The 18,746-nt window shown below is 71.3% G+C and carries 17 protein-coding genes and 1 riboswitch; of the genes, 4 read left to right on the top strand and 13 right to left on the bottom strand.

The genetic code is table 11. The features are described from left to right. Positions 1 to 3 precede the first annotated feature (3 nt). Positions 4 to 1,614, bottom strand: a complete 1,611-nt coding sequence (locus DEJ50_RS24435) for a GMC oxidoreductase (RefSeq protein ID WP_150210249.1) — start codon at positions 1,612 to 1,614, stop codon at positions 4 to 6. A 210-nt stretch (positions 1,615 to 1,824) separates the two neighbouring features. Further along, positions 1,825 to 2,967, bottom strand: a complete 1,143-nt coding sequence (locus DEJ50_RS24430) for a glycosyltransferase family 4 protein (RefSeq protein ID WP_150210248.1) — start codon at positions 2,965 to 2,967, stop codon at positions 1,825 to 1,827. 79 nt (positions 2,968 to 3,046) lie between these two features. Here DEJ50_RS24430 and DEJ50_RS24425 point away from each other — a divergent pair, with 79 nt between their 5' ends. Continuing rightward, complete coding sequence (locus DEJ50_RS24425) at positions 3,047 to 4,237, top strand: glycosyltransferase family 87 protein (protein WP_150210247.1); 1,191 nt, start codon at positions 3,047 to 3,049, stop codon at positions 4,235 to 4,237. Between the two features lie 14 nt (positions 4,238 to 4,251). Here DEJ50_RS24425 and DEJ50_RS34065 read toward each other — a convergent pair whose 3' ends face one another. From DEJ50_RS34065 to DEJ50_RS24405, 5 genes are all read right to left on the bottom strand, one after another. Continuing rightward, complete coding sequence (locus tag DEJ50_RS34065) at positions 4,252 to 5,502, bottom strand: hypothetical protein (protein WP_190344669.1); 1,251 nt, start codon at positions 5,500 to 5,502, stop codon at positions 4,252 to 4,254. Between the two features lie 39 nt (positions 5,503 to 5,541). Further along, positions 5,542 to 6,588, bottom strand: a complete 1,047-nt coding sequence (locus DEJ50_RS24420; RefSeq protein WP_150210246.1) for a C40 family peptidase — start codon at positions 6,586 to 6,588, stop codon at positions 5,542 to 5,544. 255 nt (positions 6,589 to 6,843) lie between these two features. Continuing rightward, positions 6,844 to 7,869: an NlpC/P60 family protein gene (locus tag DEJ50_RS24415; RefSeq protein WP_150210245.1), complete on the bottom strand. Its 1,026-nt coding sequence runs from the start codon at positions 7,867 to 7,869 to the stop codon at positions 6,844 to 6,846. A 272-nt stretch (positions 7,870 to 8,141) separates the two neighbouring features. Beyond that, complete coding sequence (locus DEJ50_RS24410) at positions 8,142 to 9,506, bottom strand: NYN domain-containing protein (RefSeq protein ID WP_190345030.1); 1,365 nt, start codon at positions 9,504 to 9,506, stop codon at positions 8,142 to 8,144. A 43-nt stretch (positions 9,507 to 9,549) separates the two neighbouring features. Further along, positions 9,550 to 9,789 carry a hypothetical protein gene (locus DEJ50_RS24405; protein WP_150210243.1) on the bottom strand — a complete coding sequence of 80 codons (240 nt, stop codon included), beginning with the start codon at positions 9,787 to 9,789 and terminating at the stop codon, positions 9,550 to 9,552. Between the two features lie 130 nt (positions 9,790 to 9,919). On the opposite strand from DEJ50_RS24405, the gene DEJ50_RS24400 reads away from it, so the two are divergent. Continuing rightward, the gene (locus tag DEJ50_RS24400; protein ID WP_150210242.1) at positions 9,920 to 10,642 is read left to right on the top strand and encodes a rhomboid family intramembrane serine protease; all 723 of its coding nucleotides are present in this window, start codon (positions 9,920 to 9,922) and stop codon (positions 10,640 to 10,642) included. Then, positions 10,639 to 10,920 carry an Lrp/AsnC family transcriptional regulator gene (locus DEJ50_RS24395; protein WP_150210241.1) on the top strand — a complete coding sequence of 94 codons (282 nt, stop codon included), beginning with the start codon at positions 10,639 to 10,641 and terminating at the stop codon, positions 10,918 to 10,920. Before DEJ50_RS24400 ends, DEJ50_RS24395 begins: the two co-directional genes overlap by 4 nt. A gap of 54 nt (positions 10,921 to 10,974) precedes the next feature. Here DEJ50_RS24395 and DEJ50_RS24390 read toward each other — a convergent pair whose 3' ends face one another. From DEJ50_RS24390 to DEJ50_RS24365, 6 genes are all read right to left on the bottom strand, one after another. Further along, positions 10,975 to 12,354 carry an aminotransferase class V-fold PLP-dependent enzyme gene (locus tag DEJ50_RS24390; protein WP_150210240.1) on the bottom strand — a complete coding sequence of 460 codons (1,380 nt, stop codon included), beginning with the start codon at positions 12,352 to 12,354 and terminating at the stop codon, positions 10,975 to 10,977. A 214-nt stretch (positions 12,355 to 12,568) separates the two neighbouring features. Continuing rightward, positions 12,569 to 12,685: riboswitch (SAM riboswitch) on the bottom strand. A 76-nt stretch (positions 12,686 to 12,761) separates the two neighbouring features. Beyond that, positions 12,762 to 13,826, bottom strand: coding sequence for an anthranilate phosphoribosyltransferase (gene trpD, locus DEJ50_RS24385; RefSeq protein WP_150210239.1), 1,065 nt, complete (start codon positions 13,824 to 13,826; stop codon positions 12,762 to 12,764). 137 nt (positions 13,827 to 13,963) lie between these two features. Beyond that, positions 13,964 to 15,589, bottom strand: a complete 1,626-nt coding sequence (locus DEJ50_RS24380) for a cytochrome b (RefSeq protein WP_150210238.1) — start codon at positions 15,587 to 15,589, stop codon at positions 13,964 to 13,966. Continuing rightward, entirely contained in the window at positions 15,586 to 16,638 is a 1,053-nt protein-coding gene (locus DEJ50_RS24375) for a ubiquinol-cytochrome c reductase iron-sulfur subunit (protein ID WP_150210237.1), read from the bottom strand. Before DEJ50_RS24375 ends, DEJ50_RS24380 begins: the two co-directional genes overlap by 4 nt. Further along, a complete protein-coding gene (locus DEJ50_RS24370) occupies positions 16,635 to 17,444 on the bottom strand; it encodes a c-type cytochrome (RefSeq protein WP_150210236.1) in 810 nt (269 codons plus the stop codon). Before DEJ50_RS24370 ends, DEJ50_RS24375 begins: the two co-directional genes overlap by 4 nt. Positions 17,445 to 17,518: 74 nt before the next feature. After that, positions 17,519 to 18,139: a heme-copper oxidase subunit III gene (locus DEJ50_RS24365; RefSeq protein ID WP_150210235.1), complete on the bottom strand. Its 621-nt coding sequence runs from the start codon at positions 18,137 to 18,139 to the stop codon at positions 17,519 to 17,521. A 175-nt stretch (positions 18,140 to 18,314) separates the two neighbouring features. On the opposite strand from DEJ50_RS24365, the gene DEJ50_RS24360 reads away from it, so the two are divergent. Further along, the gene (locus DEJ50_RS24360; protein ID WP_150210234.1) at positions 18,315 to 18,716 is read left to right on the top strand and encodes a hypothetical protein; all 402 of its coding nucleotides are present in this window, start codon (positions 18,315 to 18,317) and stop codon (positions 18,714 to 18,716) included. Positions 18,717 to 18,746: the final 30 nt, after the last annotated feature.

Raw genomic sequence — 18,746 nt, 5'->3', positions numbered from 1 at the left:
CCCCTACAGAGGGTCCTCGGCGAGGATGCGGGCCAGGTTGCGTTCGGCGAGTGCCGTGATCGTGAGGAACGGGTTGACGCCCAGCGATCCCGGCACCAGCGAGCCGTCGGTGACGTACAGGTTCCGGTAGCCCTTGACCCGGCCGTAGAGGTCGGTGGCCTCGCCCAGCACGCAGCCGCCCAGCGGGTGGTAGGTGAAGTCGTCCGCGAAGGCCCGGTTGCCGCCGAAGAGGTCGTGCCGGTACATGGTCACCTGACGGCGGTTGATGCGGTCGAAGAGGGATTTGGCGGCGTTGACCGACGGGGTGTTCTGGTCCCGGCGCCAGTGCAGCCGGGCCGAGTCGGTGGCCGGATCGTAGGAGAAGCTGCCGCGCTCGGGGTTCCTGGTGATCGCCAGGTACAGGGAGATCCAGTGCTCCAGGCCCATCGGGAGCGGGGCGATCTCGGCGAAGACCGGGTTCCGGGTGTTGTCCCAGTCGTCGATGCCGAGGGCGGGCATGGTGGCCTGGCGGGCGCCGACGGTGTCCCAGATGTGGTTGGCCCGGGCGGTCATCACATTGCCGTTCCCGCCCCAGCCGAGGCCGACCCGGTCGCTGAGCGCCGGGAGGGTGCCGGTCTCCCGGGCCCGCAGCAGGATCTCGGTGGTGCCGAGGCTGCCCGCGCCGAGGAAGAGCCGGCCGCAGCCGAGTTCGCGGGTCTCGGTGACCCGGCCCGTGAGGTCGATGGTCTGCACGGTGAGCACATAGCCGCCGGCCGGATCGGGGCGGACGCCGGTGACCTTCCGCAGGGTCTCGATGGTGACGTTGCCGGTACCGAGGGCGGCGGCGAGGTAGGTCTTGTCGAGGCTCCTCTTGCCGTGGTTGTTGCCGTAGATGACCTCGCCGGCGAGCGCGGACCTCGGCACCTGGCCGGCCGCCTCGCGCTGCATGTACCCGAAGTCGTAGACGTTGGGCACGAACACGGTCCGCAGGCCGGTGTTGTGGGCGTGCTTGCGGGAGATGCGGGCGAACCGGTACCACTCGGTGGACTCGAACCAGGCCGGGTCGATGTCGTTGACGCCGAGCATCCGCCGGGCCAGCGGGAAGTGGGTCCCGTACATCTCGTCGGCGTCGACCCCGGGGAAGACCTCGGTGAAGTACGAGCGCCGGGGCGCGGGCGCCATGCCGCCGTTGACCAGGGAGCCGCCGCCGACGCCGCGGCCGACGTAGACGGACATGTCCCCGAAGTGCACCCGGTCCAGGACGCCCGGGTAGGGGCTGATGTTCCGGTTGACCACATCGAGCCAGAGGAACTGGGCGAGCGGGGCCTCGGTGCGGGTGCGGAACCACATGGAGCGGTGGTCGGGGGCACTGGTGGACGGGAAGACCCTGCCGTCGGGCCCGGCGGTGTCCCAGAGCCGGCCCATTTCGAGGACGACGGTCCGTACGCCGGCCTGCCCGAGCCGCAGGGCGGCGACGGCGGAGCCGTATCCGGAGCCGACGACCACGGCGGGGGCGTAGTGCGCGGGTTCCGCGGCGGCTGCCTCGGACAGCCCGATTCTGGTCAGCCCGAGGGCGGCGGCTGCCTGCAGGGCGCCGAGCCCCAGGATGTGACGACGCGTCAGGTTGGGTGTCATGGCCGCATCATGAGCGGAATCCAGCCGTCCACCCAGAGGCGGTATTGACACACATCCGAGAGACAGTCAGCTCTGGCGACACCGCGCCCCGCCAGGGGCGCGGGGAACTGCGCGAGCAACCACGGCGGGCAGCAGGTCCGGCACGGCCCCGAGCGCCCCGGACCGGGGGAGCCCGCCCGGAGCCGGGCTCCCTCCCGCAAGCCCCTGCGGCTACAGCAGTTCGCGCAGCCGCTCCGCCAGGAGGTCCCAGCGCCACTTCTCCTCGACCCAGGCGCGCCCCCGCTCCCCCATCCGCGCCCGCAGCGCCGGGTCCAGCAGCAGGGTGACGATGCGGTCCGCGGCGTCCCCGGGGGAACCCCCTCGCACCACCCACCCCGTCTCGCCGTCCAGCACCGCGTCCGGCGCACCGCCCGAGTCCCCCGCCACCACCGGCAGTCCGGTCGCCGAGGCCTCCAGATAGACGATGCCGAGGCCCTCCACGTCCAGCCCGCCGCGGCGCGTCCGGCAGGGCATCGCGAACACGTCCCCCGCCCCGTAGTGCGCGGGCAGTTCGGACCACGGCACGGCACCCGTGAACACCACCGCGTCCGCAACTCCCGTCGACGCGGCCAGCTTCCGCAGGTCCGCTTCGTACGGCCCGCCGCCGACGATCAGCAGCACCGCGTCCGGGACCGCCGCCAGGATCCGCGGCATCGCCTGGATCAGGGTGTCCTGCCCCTTGCGGGGAACCAGCCGGGACACGCACACCACCACCGGCCGGTCGGTCAGACCCAGCCGGGCCCGGACCTCCGCGCCGCCCGAGCCCGGGTGGAAGGTCTTCTCGTCCACACCCGGCGGCAGTTGCACCATCCGGCCGGCCGCCCGGTCCGTCAGCGCGGAGGCGATCCGGGTGCGGGTGTACTCGCCCAGGTAGGTGACCGTGTCCGTGCCCTCGCCGATCCGCCGCAGCAGCTGCCGGGCGGCCGGCAGCTGCGCCCAGCCCGCCTCGTGCCCGTGCGAGGTCGCCACCAGCCGCCGGGCGCCCGCCCGGCGCAGCGCCGGGCCCATCAGGCCCAGCGGGGCCGCCGCCCCGAACCACACCGACTCACAGCCGTGTTCCTTCAGCAGCCCCACCGCCCGCCGGGTCACCCGGGGGGTCGGCAGCAGCATCGTCGTACGGTCCCGGACCACCCGGAACGGCTGCTCCGCATCGAAGGCCGCGGTGGCCTCCCGGCCCTCCGCGCCGTGCTTCCAGGTGGAGGCGTAGACAACGAGCCGGTCCGGGTCCAGACGCAGCGCCATATTGTGCAGGAATGCCTGGATTCCGCCCGGCCGGGGCGGGAAGTCATTGGTCACGATCAGCGTCTTGTGCATCGTCTGCCGACAGTACCGGACTGATTTCGATTGCCGTGTTTCATGGCTTCGGGGCCGCCGACCTGGGCATCATGGCGCGGTGCTCAAGCTATCTTCGGCCTGGTCGGCCACCAGGATCCTGCTGCTGCTCTGCACCTTCCGGGTGATCCCGCTGCCGGGTGCGGACGTGACGGTCGACGTCACGGTGATCTACCAGGGCTGGTACGGGGTACTGCGCACCGGCACCTTCCCCCTCGACGACGTGACCTGGCAGTACCCGCCGGGCGCGGCGCTGGCCGTCCTGGCGCCCGGACTGCTGCCCTTCCTCTCCTACACGGCGGCGTTCATCGTGCTGTGCCTGGCCGCGGACGCGCTGGTCACCTGGCTGCTGGCGCGCCGGGGCCTGCGGGCCGCCTGGTACTGGGTGTGGGCGGTGCCGCTGATCGGCCCGACCGCATACGCCCGGTACGACATCTTCGTCGCGGCGGTGGCGGTGGCCGCCCTGCTCCAACCGCGGCTGCGCGGGCCGCTGATCGCGCTCGGCGCGGTCCTCAAGGTGTGGCCGGCCCTGCTGCTGGCCGGGGTCCGCAACCGGATGGTGTGGCTCTCCACAGCCGCGACCGGGGCGCTGCTGCTGTTGCTGTTCGCAGTGGCCATGCCGGGCTCGCTGGCCTTCCTCACCTTCCAGCGGGACCGCGGCACCGAGGTGGAGTCGCTGGGCGCGCTGCCGCTGCACTTCGCCCGCGCCTTCGGCTGGTGGAAGGGGGAGGTGAAGCTCAACTACGGCTCGGTGGAGTTCCTCGGGCCGTGGGTGGAGACCATCAGCGCCCTCTCGCTGGGCCTGACCGCGGTGGCGTTCGGCTGGCTGCTGGTGTGGCGGCTGCGGGCCAGGATCGTGGCCGGCGACGAACGGGTGGTCTTCGACGCGGCGTTCACGGCGGTGCTGCTGTTCACCATCACCAGCCGGGTGATCAGCCCCCAGTACCTGGTGTGGCTGGTGGCCCTGGCCGCGGTGTGCCTGACCCTGGCCGACTCGCGGATGGTCAAGGTCACCCGCATCCTGCTGGTGGCCACGGCCTTCACCCAGCTGGAGTTCCCGACGTACTTCTCGGAGATCGTCGAGAGCGAGTGGACCGGCATCCTGCTGATCGTGGTCCGCAACGCCCTGCTGGTCTGGGCGACGGTGGCCGCAGGGCGGGTACTGTGGGCCGCCTCCAAGGAGCTGCCCGCCGGCGAGCCGGAGCTGGCGGCCGGGGCCCGTACCGAAGAGGGCGTACCGGCGGCGCGCTGACGCCCCCTGACCCTCTAGGAGAGTGCGGTGGTCAGGGAAGACCGCCAGACGGAGGTCAGGCCAGCCGGGTCCGTGCCCAGGGTGGTCGCCAGCGCGGTCGGCAGCGGCTCGCGCGCGGCGGCTTCGTAGAGGCGCAGCAGCGCCGGCTCGCCCCAGCGGGCCGCGATCGTCCGGCAGGCCAGCCAGGACTCCTCGTACGCCCGGGACAGCGCCTCCTGGTCCCCGCCGAAGGTGAACGCGGCGTTCCCGGGGAGGGCCGCCGGGAGCCGCCCGGCGCGGACCGCGCGGGCCGCCGCCGGGGCGATGTCCCGGGGTGCGCGCCCGCTGTCCCGGTACGCCACCCAGTCGGCGAAGCCCTCCGACAGCCACAGCGGGGTCGAGGCGGAGGTGGCCGGCCGGGTCGCGACATGGGTGGTCTCGTGGGCCAGCACGATCCGGCGGCCCTCCTCCGACAGCTCCTGGTACGCCTGCGGGTTGACCACCACCCGGTCCGCCGGGGCCGGGGCGGCCCCGACCCGGCCGGTGGTCACCGCGGCCATCCCGCGGTAGGTCTCGGGCGGCGAGCCCAGCAGCGCGGCCATCCGGTCGACGGAACCGGGCACCAGCACCACGACCCGGCCCGCCCAGGCCCGGCCGCCCGTCCCGGCCGTCGCACCGCCGCCGGCCACTCCGGCCGTCGCCCAGGCCCCGCCGGCCGCGGCAGTCCCGGCAGTCCCGGCCGTCGCCCCGGTCCCGGCCGCCGCGGGAGTCGCGGACGTCGCGCCGGCCCCGCCGGTCCCGGTCAGGCCGGCCACCGCGGCCGTCACCGCCGGGACCGCCCGGTCCGCCTCCGCGGCGATCCCGGTCAGCCGGTCGCGCGGGCCGGTCCCGAGCACCAGCGCGTGCCGCCCCTGCACCACCTGTACCGGCCCCTGGTCCCACAGCTCCGGCAGGGCTCCGGCCGCGGGCCGGTCGGCGGTGACCCGCCAGCGGCCGTCCGCTGCGGCCAGCGAGAGCTCCCGGGCGCCCCCGGCGGGAGCCGCGTCGTGCCCGGCCAGCCGGTAGCGGAGCTCCGCGCCCGCCGTGGCCCGGGTCCCGCCATCGGCGACCTCGACCGAGGTGACCTCGTACGACCAGGACTCCAGCGGAACCCCGCCGGGCCGCCCGGCCGCCCCCGCGGCCCACTCCGCCACCGCCTGCCGGACCGCCCCGTCCCGGTCCGCAGGCGCGGCACAGCCGGCCACAAGGCCGAGCAGCAGCAGGAGGCAGACGGGGAAGCGGCGCATCCGGTGATGGTACGCACCGCCCGGAGCGGGCCCCGGTCCTCAGACCCGGGTCACCGCGGAGACCGGCATCATGCCCACCGGGTCGTACCGCACCGGGGCGCCCGGGTACGGCGCGTGGATGACCTGGCCGTTGCCCACGTACATGCCGACATGGCTGGCGTCGGAGCGGTAGGTGACCAGGTCGCCCGGCCGGGCCTCGGACAGCGGGACCCGCCGGCCGGCGTACCGCTGGGCCTGCGAGGTGCGCGGCAGGGACACCCCGGCCTGCCGGTAGGACCAGACCATCAGGCCGGAGCAGTCGAAGCCGGAGGGCCCGGTGGAGCCCCATACGTACGGCCGGCCCACCGCGGCCCGGGCCGCCATCACGGCCGCCGCGGCCCGGCCGGAGGTCGGGCCCAGCGCGGCGGGCTCCGGCATCGCCCCGTCCCGGCCGCCGGACCGGGAGGCCCGCTCGTACTCGGCCCGCTCCTGCGAGGGCATCGCGTTCAGCAGCCGCCGGGCCGCCGCCAGCTTGGCGGTCACGGACCGCTTGTGCCGGGCCACGTCCGCCCGGAGCTCCTCCAGTTCGCCGAGCTTGCGGGAGGCCTCCGTGCGCTGCTGGGTCAGGGCGCGCTGTTCCTCGCGGAGTGCGGCCAGCTGCCGGGCCTGCCGTCCGGTCAGCCGGTCCAGGGTGCCGGCCTTCTCCAGGTAGTCGTCCGGGTCCTCGGTGAGCAGCAGCTCCATGGTCGGGTCCAGGCCGCCGGACCGGTACTGGGCCCCCGCGAAGGCTCCGAGCACGCCCCGCATGGTGTTGATGCGGTCCTGGCTGCGGGCCACCGCGTCCTGGGCGTGCCGTACCTCGGCGCGCAGCTTCGCGGACCGCTCCCCCGCCGCGTTGAAGCGTTCGGTGGCCTGCTCGGCCTCCTCGAAGAGCCGGTCGACCCGGGCGCGGGCGTCGCCCGCCGGGTCGGCGGGCGCGGCGCCGGCGACCCCGCCGGTCAGGGCGGTGGCGGCGGTGGCTGCCGCGGCGGCCATGCCACCGGTCAGGGCGGTGACCTTCGCGTTCCGTTCCAGGCCCGCGGATGCCGGCCGACGATGGTTTCCCACGGGAAGCCGCACTCCCTTTCCGCTGCGCGGCACCCGTGTCCGCCCCCCGTGGACGGCCGTGGCCGGGTTCCGCGCTGGCAGACAGTAACCGCACGGACACGCCCCGGCCAACGACCTGCCGGGGCGGACACGGCAACGCCCCGCCGACAGACGCAGGTCATCGGCGGGGCGTGCGGTGGAGCGGAGGCCTGGGAAATTCGCCCGGACGGTCGACGTCCGGCGCGCCCGGCGGAGGGGGGACGGCGGCCGAACCCCCTAGATCCGGACGCCGAACTGGGGCTCCATGTAGCTGATCTTCTCGTACTTGACTCCGCCGCGCGGGTTCGAGGCGTGCAGGGTCATGCCGTTGCCGGCGTACAGGCCGACGTGGTGCAGGTCGCTGTAGAAGAACACCAGGTCGCCGGGCTGGAGCTGGCTGATGGGGATGCGGGTGCCTTCCTTGGCCTGCGTCCAGGTGGTGCGGGTGATGCCCACCCCGGCCTGCTTGTAGGCCCACTGGGTCAGGCCGGAGCAGTCGAAGGAGTTGGGGCCCTCGTGGCCCGATATGTACGCGCTGCCCAGCTTGGTCTTGGCGGCGGCGAGGGCGGCGCCCGCGCGGCCCGAGGCCTTCACGCTGCCCAGGTTGGCGCGCGCGCTGTCGTCCCGGCTGGCCCGGGTGTCCTCGTCCTTCAGCTGCGCCCGCTCCTGCGCGGTGAGGGTGTTGAGGAGCTTCTGCGCCTCGGCGAGCTTGCCCTGGATGGTCTGCTTCTTGTCGCCGAGTTCCTTGCGGGTGGCGTCGAGGTCCTTGAGCTTGCCGGCGGCCTCCTGGCGCTGCTGCGCGAGGGTGCGCTGCTTGGCCTGGATCTTCTGCACGGCCTCCACCTGCTGGCCGCTCAACTGGTCGAGGGCGGCGGCCTGGTCGAGGTAGTCCTCGGGGTCACTGGAGAGGAAGAGGGCGAGGGAGGGGTCGATGCCGCCGGTGCGGTACTGCGCGGAGGCCATCGAACCGAGCGTGTTCCGGAGCTCGTTGAGCTCGCCCTGGCCGCGGGCCACCTGGTCCTGGAGCTGGCCGATCTGCTTCTCGAGCTTCTCCTGCTGCTCCTTGGCCCCGTTGAACTTCTCGGTGGCCTTCTCGGCCTCCTCGTAGAGGGCGTCGACCTTCGCCTTGACCTCGTCCTTGCCGGGCTTGGCCGGGGCGGCCACTGCGGCCTGCGAGGAGAGCGCGACGGCTGCCGCGGCGGCGGCCGTGAGGAAGGACACGCGAGCGCGGTTCGGCTGCTTGGGTCGACGGTGGGACGCCACGGAGGCGAGCTCCTTCTTCCTCGAGCCGCCGGAGCACGCACGCTCGGCAGCACCTCCGCCCGCCACCCGGACGAGTGATCAACCGCACGAAGGTTTGGGCCAGACCCTAGTGACCCCGCTGTGATCGATTCAAATCCTGGCGGGCAAAAATCCCTTGCCCTACCAGCTTCTTTACCTTCACCGCACGCTGCGTGTCGGTGAATTGACCCACCGTTCCCAAGATCGCGGGTCAATTCGGGCATTTAGTGCAGGAGTTATATGCGTCACTTGCGTTACGAGACGCGCGAAAGCCTCTTGAGCAGCAGCACCGAGGCGACCGGCCGGGCACCGGCCTGCGCCACCCCGTCGGCGACCTCCCGGTCCGTGGACACCACGACCACCGGACGGCCCGGCGGCTCGGCCCGCACCAGCTGCCGGATCAGCTCGTCTGCCGTCACCCCCGGCTTGGAGAACAGCACCCGCACACCCCGCGGCGGGGCCAGCAGCACCGGGGCGGCCAGCTCGGCCCCGTCGAACACACAGGTCATCTCGGCACCGGTCTGGGCGGCCAGCATCGACAGCCCGCCCAGCAGCCGCAGCCGCTGCTTCTCCAGCGGCATCGTCGGATAGCCGGTCTTGGTCACGTTGTAGCCGTCGACCACCAGATGCGCCTGAGGGAGCGCCAGCAACTGGTCCAGCAGCGCCGGATCGGTCTCCGACAGGGCCCGCGCCGCGATGTCCTTCGGGGTCATCCGGCCCGGCTCCACCGCATCGACCGTATCGGCCGGACGGGTCGACACCGGGGGCAGCGCGAGCTCCCGGCGCAGCCCCTGGGCCGCGTCCAGCACGGTGTCCAGCAGCAGCCGCAGCCGCATGTCCTCGACACTGCGGCCCTCCCGGGTGGCCCGGCGGGAGGCCTCCAGGGCCGCCTCCGTCTCCCCCAGCCGCGCCTTGAGCCGCCGACTCTCGCTCTCCGCGGCGGCCACCTGCGCCGCCGCCTCACCGCGGATGCCCTCGATCTCGGCCGCGGTCTTGCGCAGCGCGGCCTCGCCGCGCTTCACATCGCTGAGGGCACTGCGGAGCTTTCGCTGAAGCGATTCGGCTTCCCTGCGGGCGGCCTCCAGCTCGGTCCGCAGCTGCTCCGCGCCGGTACGCTGCGTCTCCCGGGCGGCGGCCAGCTCCTCGCGCAGCCGCTCCAGCTCGCGCCGGCTCTCCTCGCCGACCCGTTCGGCATCGGCGCGCTGCGCCTCCTCGCCGGCCGCGGCCACCAGCTTCACCCAGCCGGCCGGGCGCAGCACATACGCGGCAGCCGCCACGTCCAACGGATCGGCGGCGGCCGGCGGAGCGCCCGAATCCAGGGCACCGGCCAGTTCCGGCTGCGCCTCGCGGACCTTCTCGGCGACCCGGCCGCGGAAGACGGCGTCCGTCTCCACGGCCGCGGCCATCGCATTGCCGGCGAACTTGGCACGGCGGGTGGGGGTGAACCGGGCGTACTGGCGCAGCTGTGCGGGCAGGTCCGCGACCGTCAGGCCGCCGAAGGCGTCCGAGACGAGCGCAACGACCCGGCGCCGCACGCCTTCCGGCAGCGGGCGGTCGAGGACCTCCGCGGCGTCGCCGGCGGCACCGGCCGGCTCAGCGCCGCTCGCTGGCTCCACAATCCGTCACCTCTACCGTTCCTACTGTTCGGCCGTCGAACCCCCGTCAGGAGTCCGCGCCCGGCCTGTCCACGAGCTCGATCCGGTCCACCGCGTTGCACCAGCGGCAGCGCACCGATTCGATGGTCTCATTGACCACCTCGCGCTCCTCGACCTTGGGCTCACCGGCCAGGTCGAGATGGACGTATTCCACGACCTTCGAGGAGCGGGTGACGTCGAATCGGGTGAGGTTGCCGCACAGGGTGCAGCGCCACCGGGTGGTGGCGGTCGGCAGGGGAACCGTCATCGGAACGTCTCTCTCCTTCGTCGCTGATTCAAGTAAACCGCCTTGCGGGCGGCAGCACGTAACCCTACGGCCCGCCCGGCATCGGCGGGGCATGCGATCGGTATCCGTCCGGTTACGCCATGCTCTTGGCATGATCGTAAGGTGGCGGACCGTGCGCGAGGCCGCCCGGGGCCCGGTGGTCACGCATGCGCTCATCGCAGGCTGCGCCGTGGTCTTCCTGCTCGGCCCGGCCTCCGGCATGAATCCCGGCTACGGGACGGGCGAGGCGCTGGAGGCGGCCGGGACGGCGTACTTCCGGCGCTGGGGGGTGGTCCCCGCCGAGCTGTTCACCGGCACCGGCCGGGAACTGCTGACCCCGCTGACGGCCCTGTTCATCCACGGCAGCTGGCTGCACCTGCTGGGGAACATGCTGTTCCTCTACGTCTTCGGCGCGATGACGGAGGAGCGGATGGGCCGGGCGGAGTTCCTGCTCTTCTCCCTCTGTACGGGCTATCTGTCGCTGGTGGCGTACGCGGCGGCCAACGCGGCCTCGACGGAGACCCTGGTGGGGGCCTCCGGGGCGATCTCGGCGGTGCTCGGCGCCTTCCTCTGCCTGTTCCCGCGCTCCCGGGTGACCAGCCTGTTCCCGTTCCTGTTCTTCCTGCCGCTGCGCTTCCCGGCCTGGATGGTGCTGCTGTTCTGGTTCGCCCTCCAGTGGTTCGCGGCGCACCGCGCGGGCAGCGGGCCGGGCGTCGCCTACCTGGCCCACCTGGTCGGGTTCTCACTGGGGTTCCTGTACGCCTGGGTGCGGTACCGGCATATGGATAGAGTGAGGAGACCAGCGACGGCCACCGAGGGAGACAGCCAGCCGTGATCACCGCGATCGTGCTCATCAAGACCAGCGTGGACCGCATTCCCGAGATCGCCGAGTCGATCGCCCGGCTGGAGAACGTCAGCGAGGTCTACTCGGTCACCGGCACCTACGACCTGATCGCCCTGGTCCGGGTGGCCCGGCACGACGACCTCGCGGACATCATCCCCGGCAGCATCAGCAAGATCCAGGGCGTCGAGGCCACCGACACCCACGTCGCGTTCCGCACGTACTCGCAGCACGACCTGGAAGCGGCCTTCGCCATCGGCCTGGACGCGTAACGCTGCGCTCCGCCTGAAGGTGCGGCCCCGCTCCACAGGAGCGGGGCCGCACCTTCAGGAAACCGGCACGCAGCGGCCTTCCTCCGTGTGGTACTGCCACTTGGCGCCCTCGGCGACCAGTTCACGGACCGCGGCCACGAAGCGCTCCACGTGCTCGTCGGGGGTGCCCGCGCCGAAGCTGACCCGGATCGCGTTCAGAGAGCGCTCGCCGGGGGCCGCCTCCGGGGCTCCGCATTCGCCCTGGGCCTGCGGCTCGCTGCCGAGCAGGGTGCGGACCAGCGGGTGCGCGCAGAACAGGCCGTCGCGGACGCCGATGCCGTACTCGGCCGAGAGCGCCGCCGCGAAGTGCGAGCTGTTCCAGCCCTCCACCACGAAGGAGATGACCCCCACCCGCGGAGCCTCGTCCCCGAACAGGGAGAGCACCCGGACCTCGGGGACCTCGGCCAGGCCCGCCCGGACCGTTTCGATGAGCCGCTGCTCGCGGGCGACCAGACCCTCGAACCCGGCCTCGGTCAGGGCCCGGCAGGCCGAGGCGATGGAGTAGACGCCGATCACGTTCGGGGAGCCGGCCTCGTGCCGGGCGGCCGTGGTGTGCCACTCCACGTCCACCCCGCCGTCCGCGCGCCGGGCCACCCGGCGGGAGGCCCCGCCGCCCGCCAGGTACGGCTCGGCCTCCTGGAGCCAGTCCGCGCGGCCGGCCAGCACGCCCGAGCCGAACGGCGCGTACAGCTTGTGGCCGGAGAAGGCGACCCAGTCCACGTCCAGGTCCTGCACGGAGACCGGGTGGTGCGGGGCCAACTGGGCGGCGTCGAGGACGATCCTGGCCCCGTGGGCGTGTGCTGCGGCGGCGAGTTCCCTGACCGGCCACAGCTCACCGGTCACGTTGGAGGCGCCGGTGACGCAGACGAGGGCGGGACCGTAGGGGTTCCGGTCGGCGAGGGCCCGCTCCAGGGTGGCGACGGCCTGGCCCGGGGTGCGCGGCGCATTGAGGTAGGTGACCTGCGCATCGCGCCACGGGAGCAGCGAGGCGTGGTGCTCGGTCTCGAAGACGAAGACCTGACAGCCGGCCGGCAAGGCGGCGGCCAGCAGGTTCAGCGAGTCGGTGGTGGACCGGGTGAAGACCACCTGGTCGGCGGGCCGGCAGTCCAGGAACTCGGCGACGGTGGCCCTGCTCTGCTCGAAGAGGTCGGTGGACAGCTGGGAGAGGTAGCCGGCCCCGCGGTGCACGCTGCCGTAGTACGGGGCGTAGGCGGCGACGTCGTCCCAGACCCGCTGGAGGGCCGGGGCGCTCGCCGCGTAGTCCAGGGCGGCGTAGACGACTTCACCGCCGGTGACGAGCGGGACGGTGACGTCCCCGCCGAGGACCGGCAGCGGCTCGGAAGCGGTGGCGGCGGCAGCGGTGGCAGCGGTGGCGGTGTGCAGGGTCGCGGACATGGCGGTATCTCCCGGGCAGGCAGGGCTGAATGGCTTCGGTGGCCCGTCGCCGGATACACGGGTGCGCATGCTGCCCGGCGGAACGGGTGGTGCCTCGACGCAACGGGCCGCGGCGGCCCGGACGGAGGGGTGAAGAAAGGGGCGCTACGCGCCTATCGCATTCGCTTGCTCACGGAAAAAGCTCCTCGAGAGACCAGGACCCCTGGTGTCGAGGGGTCCGCGCTTGCCGTGGGCCTTGCTGCCTACGGCCTGGTCATCACCCGGGGCACCCCGCCACGGACGGAGGGTTGCCGGACAGCAAGCCGGGGCCAAAACGCTGTCACTCGTGACCTGGGCAGCATCCTGCCACAAGATCCCCCGGGCGCAAGACCCCGGTCCAGGATGTGGACCGGGGCCGGCCGGCCGTCTCAGGCGTTGCTGGCGGCCACCCAGCGCTCCAGGGCCGCCCGCGCCGCGCCGGAGTCGATGGACTCGGCGGCCCGGGCGATACCGGCCGCCAACTGCTCCTCCAGGGTGCCGCCGGACGGGTCCAGCGCGACCAGCGCCGTTGCCGAGTTCAGCAGCACCGCGTCCCGGACCGGGCCGGTCTCCCCGGCCAGCAGCCGGCGGGCGACGTCCGCGTTGTACGAGGCGTCGGCGCCGCGGAGTTCGGAGACGTCCACCAGCGGGATGCCCACGTCCCGGGGGTCGAAGGACTGCTCGTGGACCCGGCCGTCCCGGACCCACCAGACCCGGGAGGTGGCCGTGGTGGTCAGCTCGTCGAGGCCGTCGTCCCCGCGGAACACCAGCGCCGAGGAGCCCCGCTCGGCGAGGACTCCCGCCACGATGGGGGCCATCCGGGCGTCGGCGACACCGGTTGCCTGGGCGCGGACCTTGGCCGGGTTCGTCAGCGGGCCCAGGAAGTTGAAGGTGGTGCGGATACCCAGCTCCTTCCGGGCGGCGGCGACGTGCCGCAGCGCCGGGTGGAACTTGACCGCGAAGCAGAAGGTGATGCCGGCCTGCTCGGCGACCTCCGCCACCCGGGCGGGGGTCAGGTCCAGGTTGACGCCGAGCTTCTCCAGCACGTCGGAGGCGCCGCTCGCGGAGGACGCGGCCCGGTTGCCGTGCTTGACCACCTTGGCACCCGTACCGGCCACCACGATCGAGGACATGGTGGAGATGTTGACGGTCTTCGCGCCGTCCCCGCCGGTGCCGACGATGTCCACGGTGCGGCCCGGGACCTCGATCAGGTTGGCGTGCGCGTACATGGCGCGGACCAGGCCGTTGATCTCCGCCACCGTCTCGCCCTTGGCCCGCAGGGCCACCGCGAAGCCGGCGATCTGGGCGTCCGTCGCCTCCCCGCGCATGATCCGGTCCATCGCCCAGGCCGTGTCGTCGGCGGACAGGTCGGTACCGGTGAGGAGGGCGTCCAGGACGGACGGCCAGGACCTGTCCGCCACGCTGCCGCCGCCCGCCGGGGTCACAACGTTCATGGTCCTCGCTCCTGGGTCCACAGTCCGATTGATGGGGGTCTCCAGCCTAGCCAGCCGCGGAGGACGGCAAAGAGCCCCGTCCAGACCCTGGACGGGGCTCTTGCCGTGGCGATCAGTTTTCAGCCGGGATCAGGATTTCAGTGGTGGCCGTGGCCGCTCTGAATCTCCTTGTATTCCTCGATTGTGGGCTTCTCGATCTGGGTTCCCTCGCCGTAGAAGCCCTGGCTCAGCTTAGAGCGAAGCTTCTCGGTAAGTGTCACCTTGCGCTCCACGCCGTTCTCGTCGACCGTCGGGCCGATCTCCACGGGCTGGTACTGCTCGTGCTGGGTCAGCGTGTGCAGCTGGGCCTGCGAGAGCGGCTCGTGGACCTCGACGAACTCACCGTGGGGCAGGCGCTTGATGATGCCGGTCTCACGACCGTGCAGCACCTTGTCCCGGTCCCGGCGCTGGAGGCCGAGGCAGATCCGCTTGGTGATCACGAAGGCGACGACCGGGCCGAGGAAGAAGCCGATCCGGGCGAACCAGGTGATGGCGTTGATCGACAGGTGGAAGAACTGCGCGAACATGTCGTTTCCACCGGCGATCAGCAGGATGACGTACCAGGTCAGCCAGGCCACACCGAAGGCGGTACGGGTCGGAGCGTTGCGCGGGCGGTCCAGGATGTGGTGCTCGCGCTTGTCACCGGTGACCCAGGACTCGATGAACGGGTACACCGCGATCGCGACCAGGACCAGCGGGAAGATCACCAGCGGGATGAACACGCCCAGGACCAGGGTGTGGCCCCACAGGTTGATCTCCCAGCCCGGCATGGCGCGGATCAGGCCCTCGGAGAAGCCCATGTACCAGTCCGGCTGTGCGCCCGTGGACACGTGGTCCGGGACGTACGGGCCGAGTGCCCAGATCGGGTTGATCGAGGCGATGCCGGCGATGACCGCGATGACACCGAAGACCAGGAAGAAGAAGCCTCCGGCCTTGGCCATGTAGACCGGCAGCAGCGGCATGCCGACGACGTTGTTGTTCGTCTTGCCGGGACCCGGGTACTGGGTGTGCTTGTGGTACACGACGAGGATCAGGTGGGCGACCACCAGACCCAGCATGATGCCCGGCAGCAGCAGGATGTGGATCGAGTAGAACCGGGCCACGAAGTCGTGGCCGGGGAACTCGCCGCCGAAGAGGAAGAACGACAGGTACGTGCCGACGATCGGCACGGACAGGATCGCGCCCTCCATGAAGCGGACACCGGTGCCCGAGAGCAGGTCGTCCGGCAGGGAGTAACCGGTGAAGCCGGTGAACATGCCGAGGACCAGCAGCAGGAAGCCGAAGACCCAGTTGACCTCGCGCGGCTTGCGGAACGCGCCGGTGAAGAACACGCGCATCATGTGCACGAGCATCGCGGCGACGAAGATCAGGGCCGCCCAGTGGTGGATCTGCCGGATCAGCAGACCGCCGCGGACGTCGAAGCTGATGTCCAGGGTCGAGGCGAAGGCCTCGGACATCCGGACGCCCTGCATCGGCACGTACGAGCCGTGGTACACGACCTCGTTCATGCTCGGGTGGAAGAACAGCGTCAGGTACACACCCGTGAGGATGATGATGATGAAGCTGTAGAGGCAGATCTCACCCAGCATGAAGGACCAGTGGTCCGGGAAGATCTTGCGCATGTTCGCCTTGGCGAGGCTGTAGATGCCCAGGCGGCCGTCCGCCCAGTCGGCTACGCGCTCGCCGCGCGGCGCTTTGCGCTCGTTGTTGTCGCTGGTGCTCATCCGCGCTCCCAGAATGCAGGACCGACGGGCTCCTCGAAGTCGCCGAGCGCCTCAAGGAAGCCTTCGTCATTCACACCGATCCGCAGCTGCGGAAGCGCGTGACCGGCCGGACCGAAGATGACACGGCCGCCGTCGGAGAGGTCGAAGGTGGACTGGTGGCACGGGCAGAGCACGTGGTGGGTCTGCTGCTCGTACAGGCTGATCGGGCAGCCGACGTGGGTGCAGATCTTCGAGTAGGCCACGATCCCGTCGTGGGACCACTCCAGCTCCTGCTTGTCCTTGATGTCCTCCGGCTGGATCCGGACGATCATCAGGGCAGCCTTGGCGATCTGCTGCATGTAGTCGTGCGAGTCCTCCTCCAGGCCTTCCGGCTTGGCGAAGGTCAGGGAGCCGACCAGCACGTCCTCGGGACGCAGCGGCTCCATGGTGTTCTGGTTGATGAGCAGCTTGCCCTTCGCCCAGACGGTCTTGCGGAGCTTGAGCTCCGGCAGCGGACCCAGGTCGCGCAGCAGCACCACACCGGAGAGCGGCACCATGGCCAGCGCGCCGTACATCGTGTTGCGGATCAGCTTCCGGCGGCCGATGTCGGACTCGCGGGCACCGTCGGCGAAGTCCTCCAGGACCTTGGCCTTGACGTCCGCCGGGGCGGCGATCGGGTGACGCTCGTCGGCGACCTCGACATCGGACATCAGGGTGCGGGCCCAGTGGACCGCGCCGGCGCCGATGCAGAACAGGGCCGTGCCCAGGGTCAGACCCAGGGCGAAGTTGAGCGCGCTCACCTTGCCGAGGGGCCAGATGAACACGATCTTGTCGACCGGGAAGATCACGAACGAGGCGATGAAGGCGACGGTCGCGAGCATCGACAGGGTGAACAGCAGCGCCACCGTGCGCTCGGAGCGCTTGGCGGCCCGCTCGTCGATGTCCTGGATACGCGGCTTGTGGGCCGGCAGGCCCGGGTCGGCGAACGGGTTGTCCGCCACCGCTACGCCACCGTGGTGGGCGTCCTGCGCACTCGGCAGGTTCTCTTCGGGAATGTCTTGGCTACTCATGACTTCTTGGCCTTAGCGGTGTGGGCCCCGACCCAGACGGCGACAGCGATCAGCGCACCCAGACCGAACACCCAGCCGAACAGGCCCTCGGACACGGGGCCGAGGCCGCCGAGCTTGAGACCGCCCGGGTTGGTCGAGTACTCGCCGTTCACGTGCTGGAGGTACGCGATGATGTCCTTCTTTGCCTGCTCCGGCATGGTCGAGTCCGGGAAGGAAGGCATGTTCTGCGGGCCGGTGAGCATGGCCTCGTAGATGTGCTTCGGCGAGACGTCCTCAAGGTTGGGGGCGTACTTGCCGTGCGTGAGCGCACCGCCCTCGCCGGTGAAGTTGTGGCACTGCGCGCAGTTGTTGCGGAACAGTTCGCCACCCTTGGCGATGTCGGCACCGGCAGGGTCGTACTGCTTCTCGGTCGGCGTGATCGGGCCGGCACCGAGGGAGGCGATGTACGCGGCCAGCTGGTCAATCTGGGCCTGGGTGTAGATGTTGGGCTTCTTCGGCACCTGGGCGCCGGGCTGCTGGGCGGGCATACGGCCCGTGCTCACCTGGAAGTCGACGGCTGCAGAGCCGACGCCCACCAGGCTCGGGCCGTCAGAGGAACCCTGACCGCCGGCTCCATGGCAGCTTGCGCAACCCACGGCGTAGAGCTTCTTGCCCTCCTCGATGGCGAGGGACTGGGCGGTTTCATCGGCCTGCGCCTTGCCCGCGGGGGCGAAGGCGGCGTACAGCCCCCCAGTGGCCGCCAGCGCGAGGAGTAGAACGACGACCGCCGCCAGCGGATGGCGTCGTCGTGCGGAGAGCTTTTTCACGGATTACCCCGGTGTCAGGATCTTCTGCGTCGGTGTTTCTGGATGATGCCGGGCCGGACCCGGCGACGTGTTCGCTACTTGATCAGGTAGATCGTGGCGAAGAGGCCGATCCAGACGACATCGACGAAGTGCCAGTAGTAGGACACGACGATGGCCGAGGTGGCCTGTTCGTGGGTGAACCTCTTGGCCGCGTACGTCCGGCCCAGGACGAGCAGGAAGGCGATGAGTCCGCCCGTCACATGCAGTCCGTGGAAGCCGGTGGTCAGGTAGAAGACCGAACCGTACGGATCGGACGAGAGGCTCAGGCCCTCGTGCTTGACCAGCTCGGTGTACTCGAACACCTGGCCGCCAATGAAGATCGCACCCATGACGAACGTGATGATGAACCACGTCCGGAGCTTCTTCACATCACCGCGCTCGGCGGCGAAAACGCCGAGCTGGCAGGTGAGCGAGGAGAGCACCAGGATCGTGGTGTTCGTCGCCGAGAAGGGCAGATTCAGGGTCGAAGCCTGTTCTGTCCAGTACTCGGCGCCCATCACGGATCGCAGGGTGAAGTACATCGCGAAGAGGGCCGCGAAGAACATCAGCTCGGAACTCAACCAGATGATGGTTCCGACGCTGACGAGGTTCGGCCTGTTGACCGTCGGGTGCGCGTGCCCGGTATCTACTGTCGTTGCTGTCGCCACGACCGACATTATGTCGGTCGCTTATCCCGCCCTCACCCCGGGGGGTGCCGTTCGGAGTGTCCGGGGGGTGTGCACTGCCCGAACGGCCCATCGGAGGGGTGTCCGAACCGATGTTGACGGGACATCGGACGGAGTAGCATCCGGCGCATCATCAACGTGATTCATGTGACACGTGGAGGAACAAATGCGGGCGACTGCGCGGGTTCTGGTCTACAGCGATGACGCCAACACCCGGGAGCAGGTGCGGCTCGCGGCCGGGCGCCGGCCCGCCGCGGACCTGCCGCCGGTGGAGTACCTGGAGTGCGCCACCCTGGCGGCCGTCCTGAAGGAGCTGGAGCAGGGCGGGATCGATGTGTGCGTACTGGACGGGGAGGCGGTCCCGGCCGGGGGCATGGGTGTCTGCCGGCAGATCAAGGACGAGATCTTCCGGTGCCCGCCGGTGCTGCTGCTGATCGGCCGCCCGCAGGACGCCTGGCTGGCCACCTGGAGCCGCGCGGACGCCACGGTGACCCTTCCGGTGGACCCGGTCTCCTTCCCGGACGCCCTGGCCACCCTTTTGAGGACGCGGCTGTCCGTGAACTCCTGACCCACCGGGCCCCGGCCGGGGTCCGGGGCG

Origin of the sequence: Streptomyces venezuelae, assembly GCF_008642295.1 — a bacterium.
GTDB classification, from domain to species: domain Bacteria; phylum Actinomycetota; class Actinomycetes; order Streptomycetales; family Streptomycetaceae; genus Streptomyces; species Streptomyces venezuelae_C.
This window is presented reverse-complemented; position numbering and strand designations above follow the sequence as displayed.

What these genes read in the sequence shown, in the direction of transcription:
- DEJ50_RS24430 (WP_150210248.1), bottom strand. Translation starts at nt 2,967, where the DNA reads ATGCACAAGACGCTGATCGTGACCAATGACTTCCCGCCCCGGCCGGGC.
- DEJ50_RS24365 (WP_150210235.1), bottom strand. Translation starts at nt 18,139, where the DNA reads ATGTCGGTCGTGGCGACAGCAACGACAGTAGATACCGGGCACGCGCAC.
- trpD (WP_150210239.1), bottom strand. Translation starts at nt 13,826, where the DNA reads ATGAACGTTGTGACCCCGGCGGGCGGCGGCAGCGTGGCGGACAGGTCC.
- DEJ50_RS24435 (WP_150210249.1), bottom strand. Translation starts at nt 1,614, where the DNA reads ATGACACCCAACCTGACGCGTCGTCACATCCTGGGGCTCGGCGCCCTG.
- DEJ50_RS24380 (WP_150210238.1), bottom strand. Translation starts at nt 15,589, where the DNA reads ATGAGCACCAGCGACAACAACGAGCGCAAAGCGCCGCGCGGCGAGCGC.
- DEJ50_RS34065 (WP_190344669.1), bottom strand. Translation starts at nt 5,502, where the DNA reads ATGCGCCGCTTCCCCGTCTGCCTCCTGCTGCTGCTCGGCCTTGTGGCC.
- DEJ50_RS24375 (WP_150210237.1), bottom strand. Translation starts at nt 16,638, where the DNA reads ATGAGTAGCCAAGACATTCCCGAAGAGAACCTGCCGAGTGCGCAGGAC.
- DEJ50_RS24360 (WP_150210234.1), top strand. Translation starts at nt 18,315, where the DNA reads ATGCGGGCGACTGCGCGGGTTCTGGTCTACAGCGATGACGCCAACACC.
- DEJ50_RS24400 (WP_150210242.1), top strand. Translation starts at nt 9,920, where the DNA reads ATGATCGTAAGGTGGCGGACCGTGCGCGAGGCCGCCCGGGGCCCGGTG.
- DEJ50_RS24390 (WP_150210240.1), bottom strand. Translation starts at nt 12,354, where the DNA reads ATGTCCGCGACCCTGCACACCGCCACCGCTGCCACCGCTGCCGCCGCC.
- DEJ50_RS24405 (WP_150210243.1), bottom strand. Translation starts at nt 9,789, where the DNA reads ATGACGGTTCCCCTGCCGACCGCCACCACCCGGTGGCGCTGCACCCTG.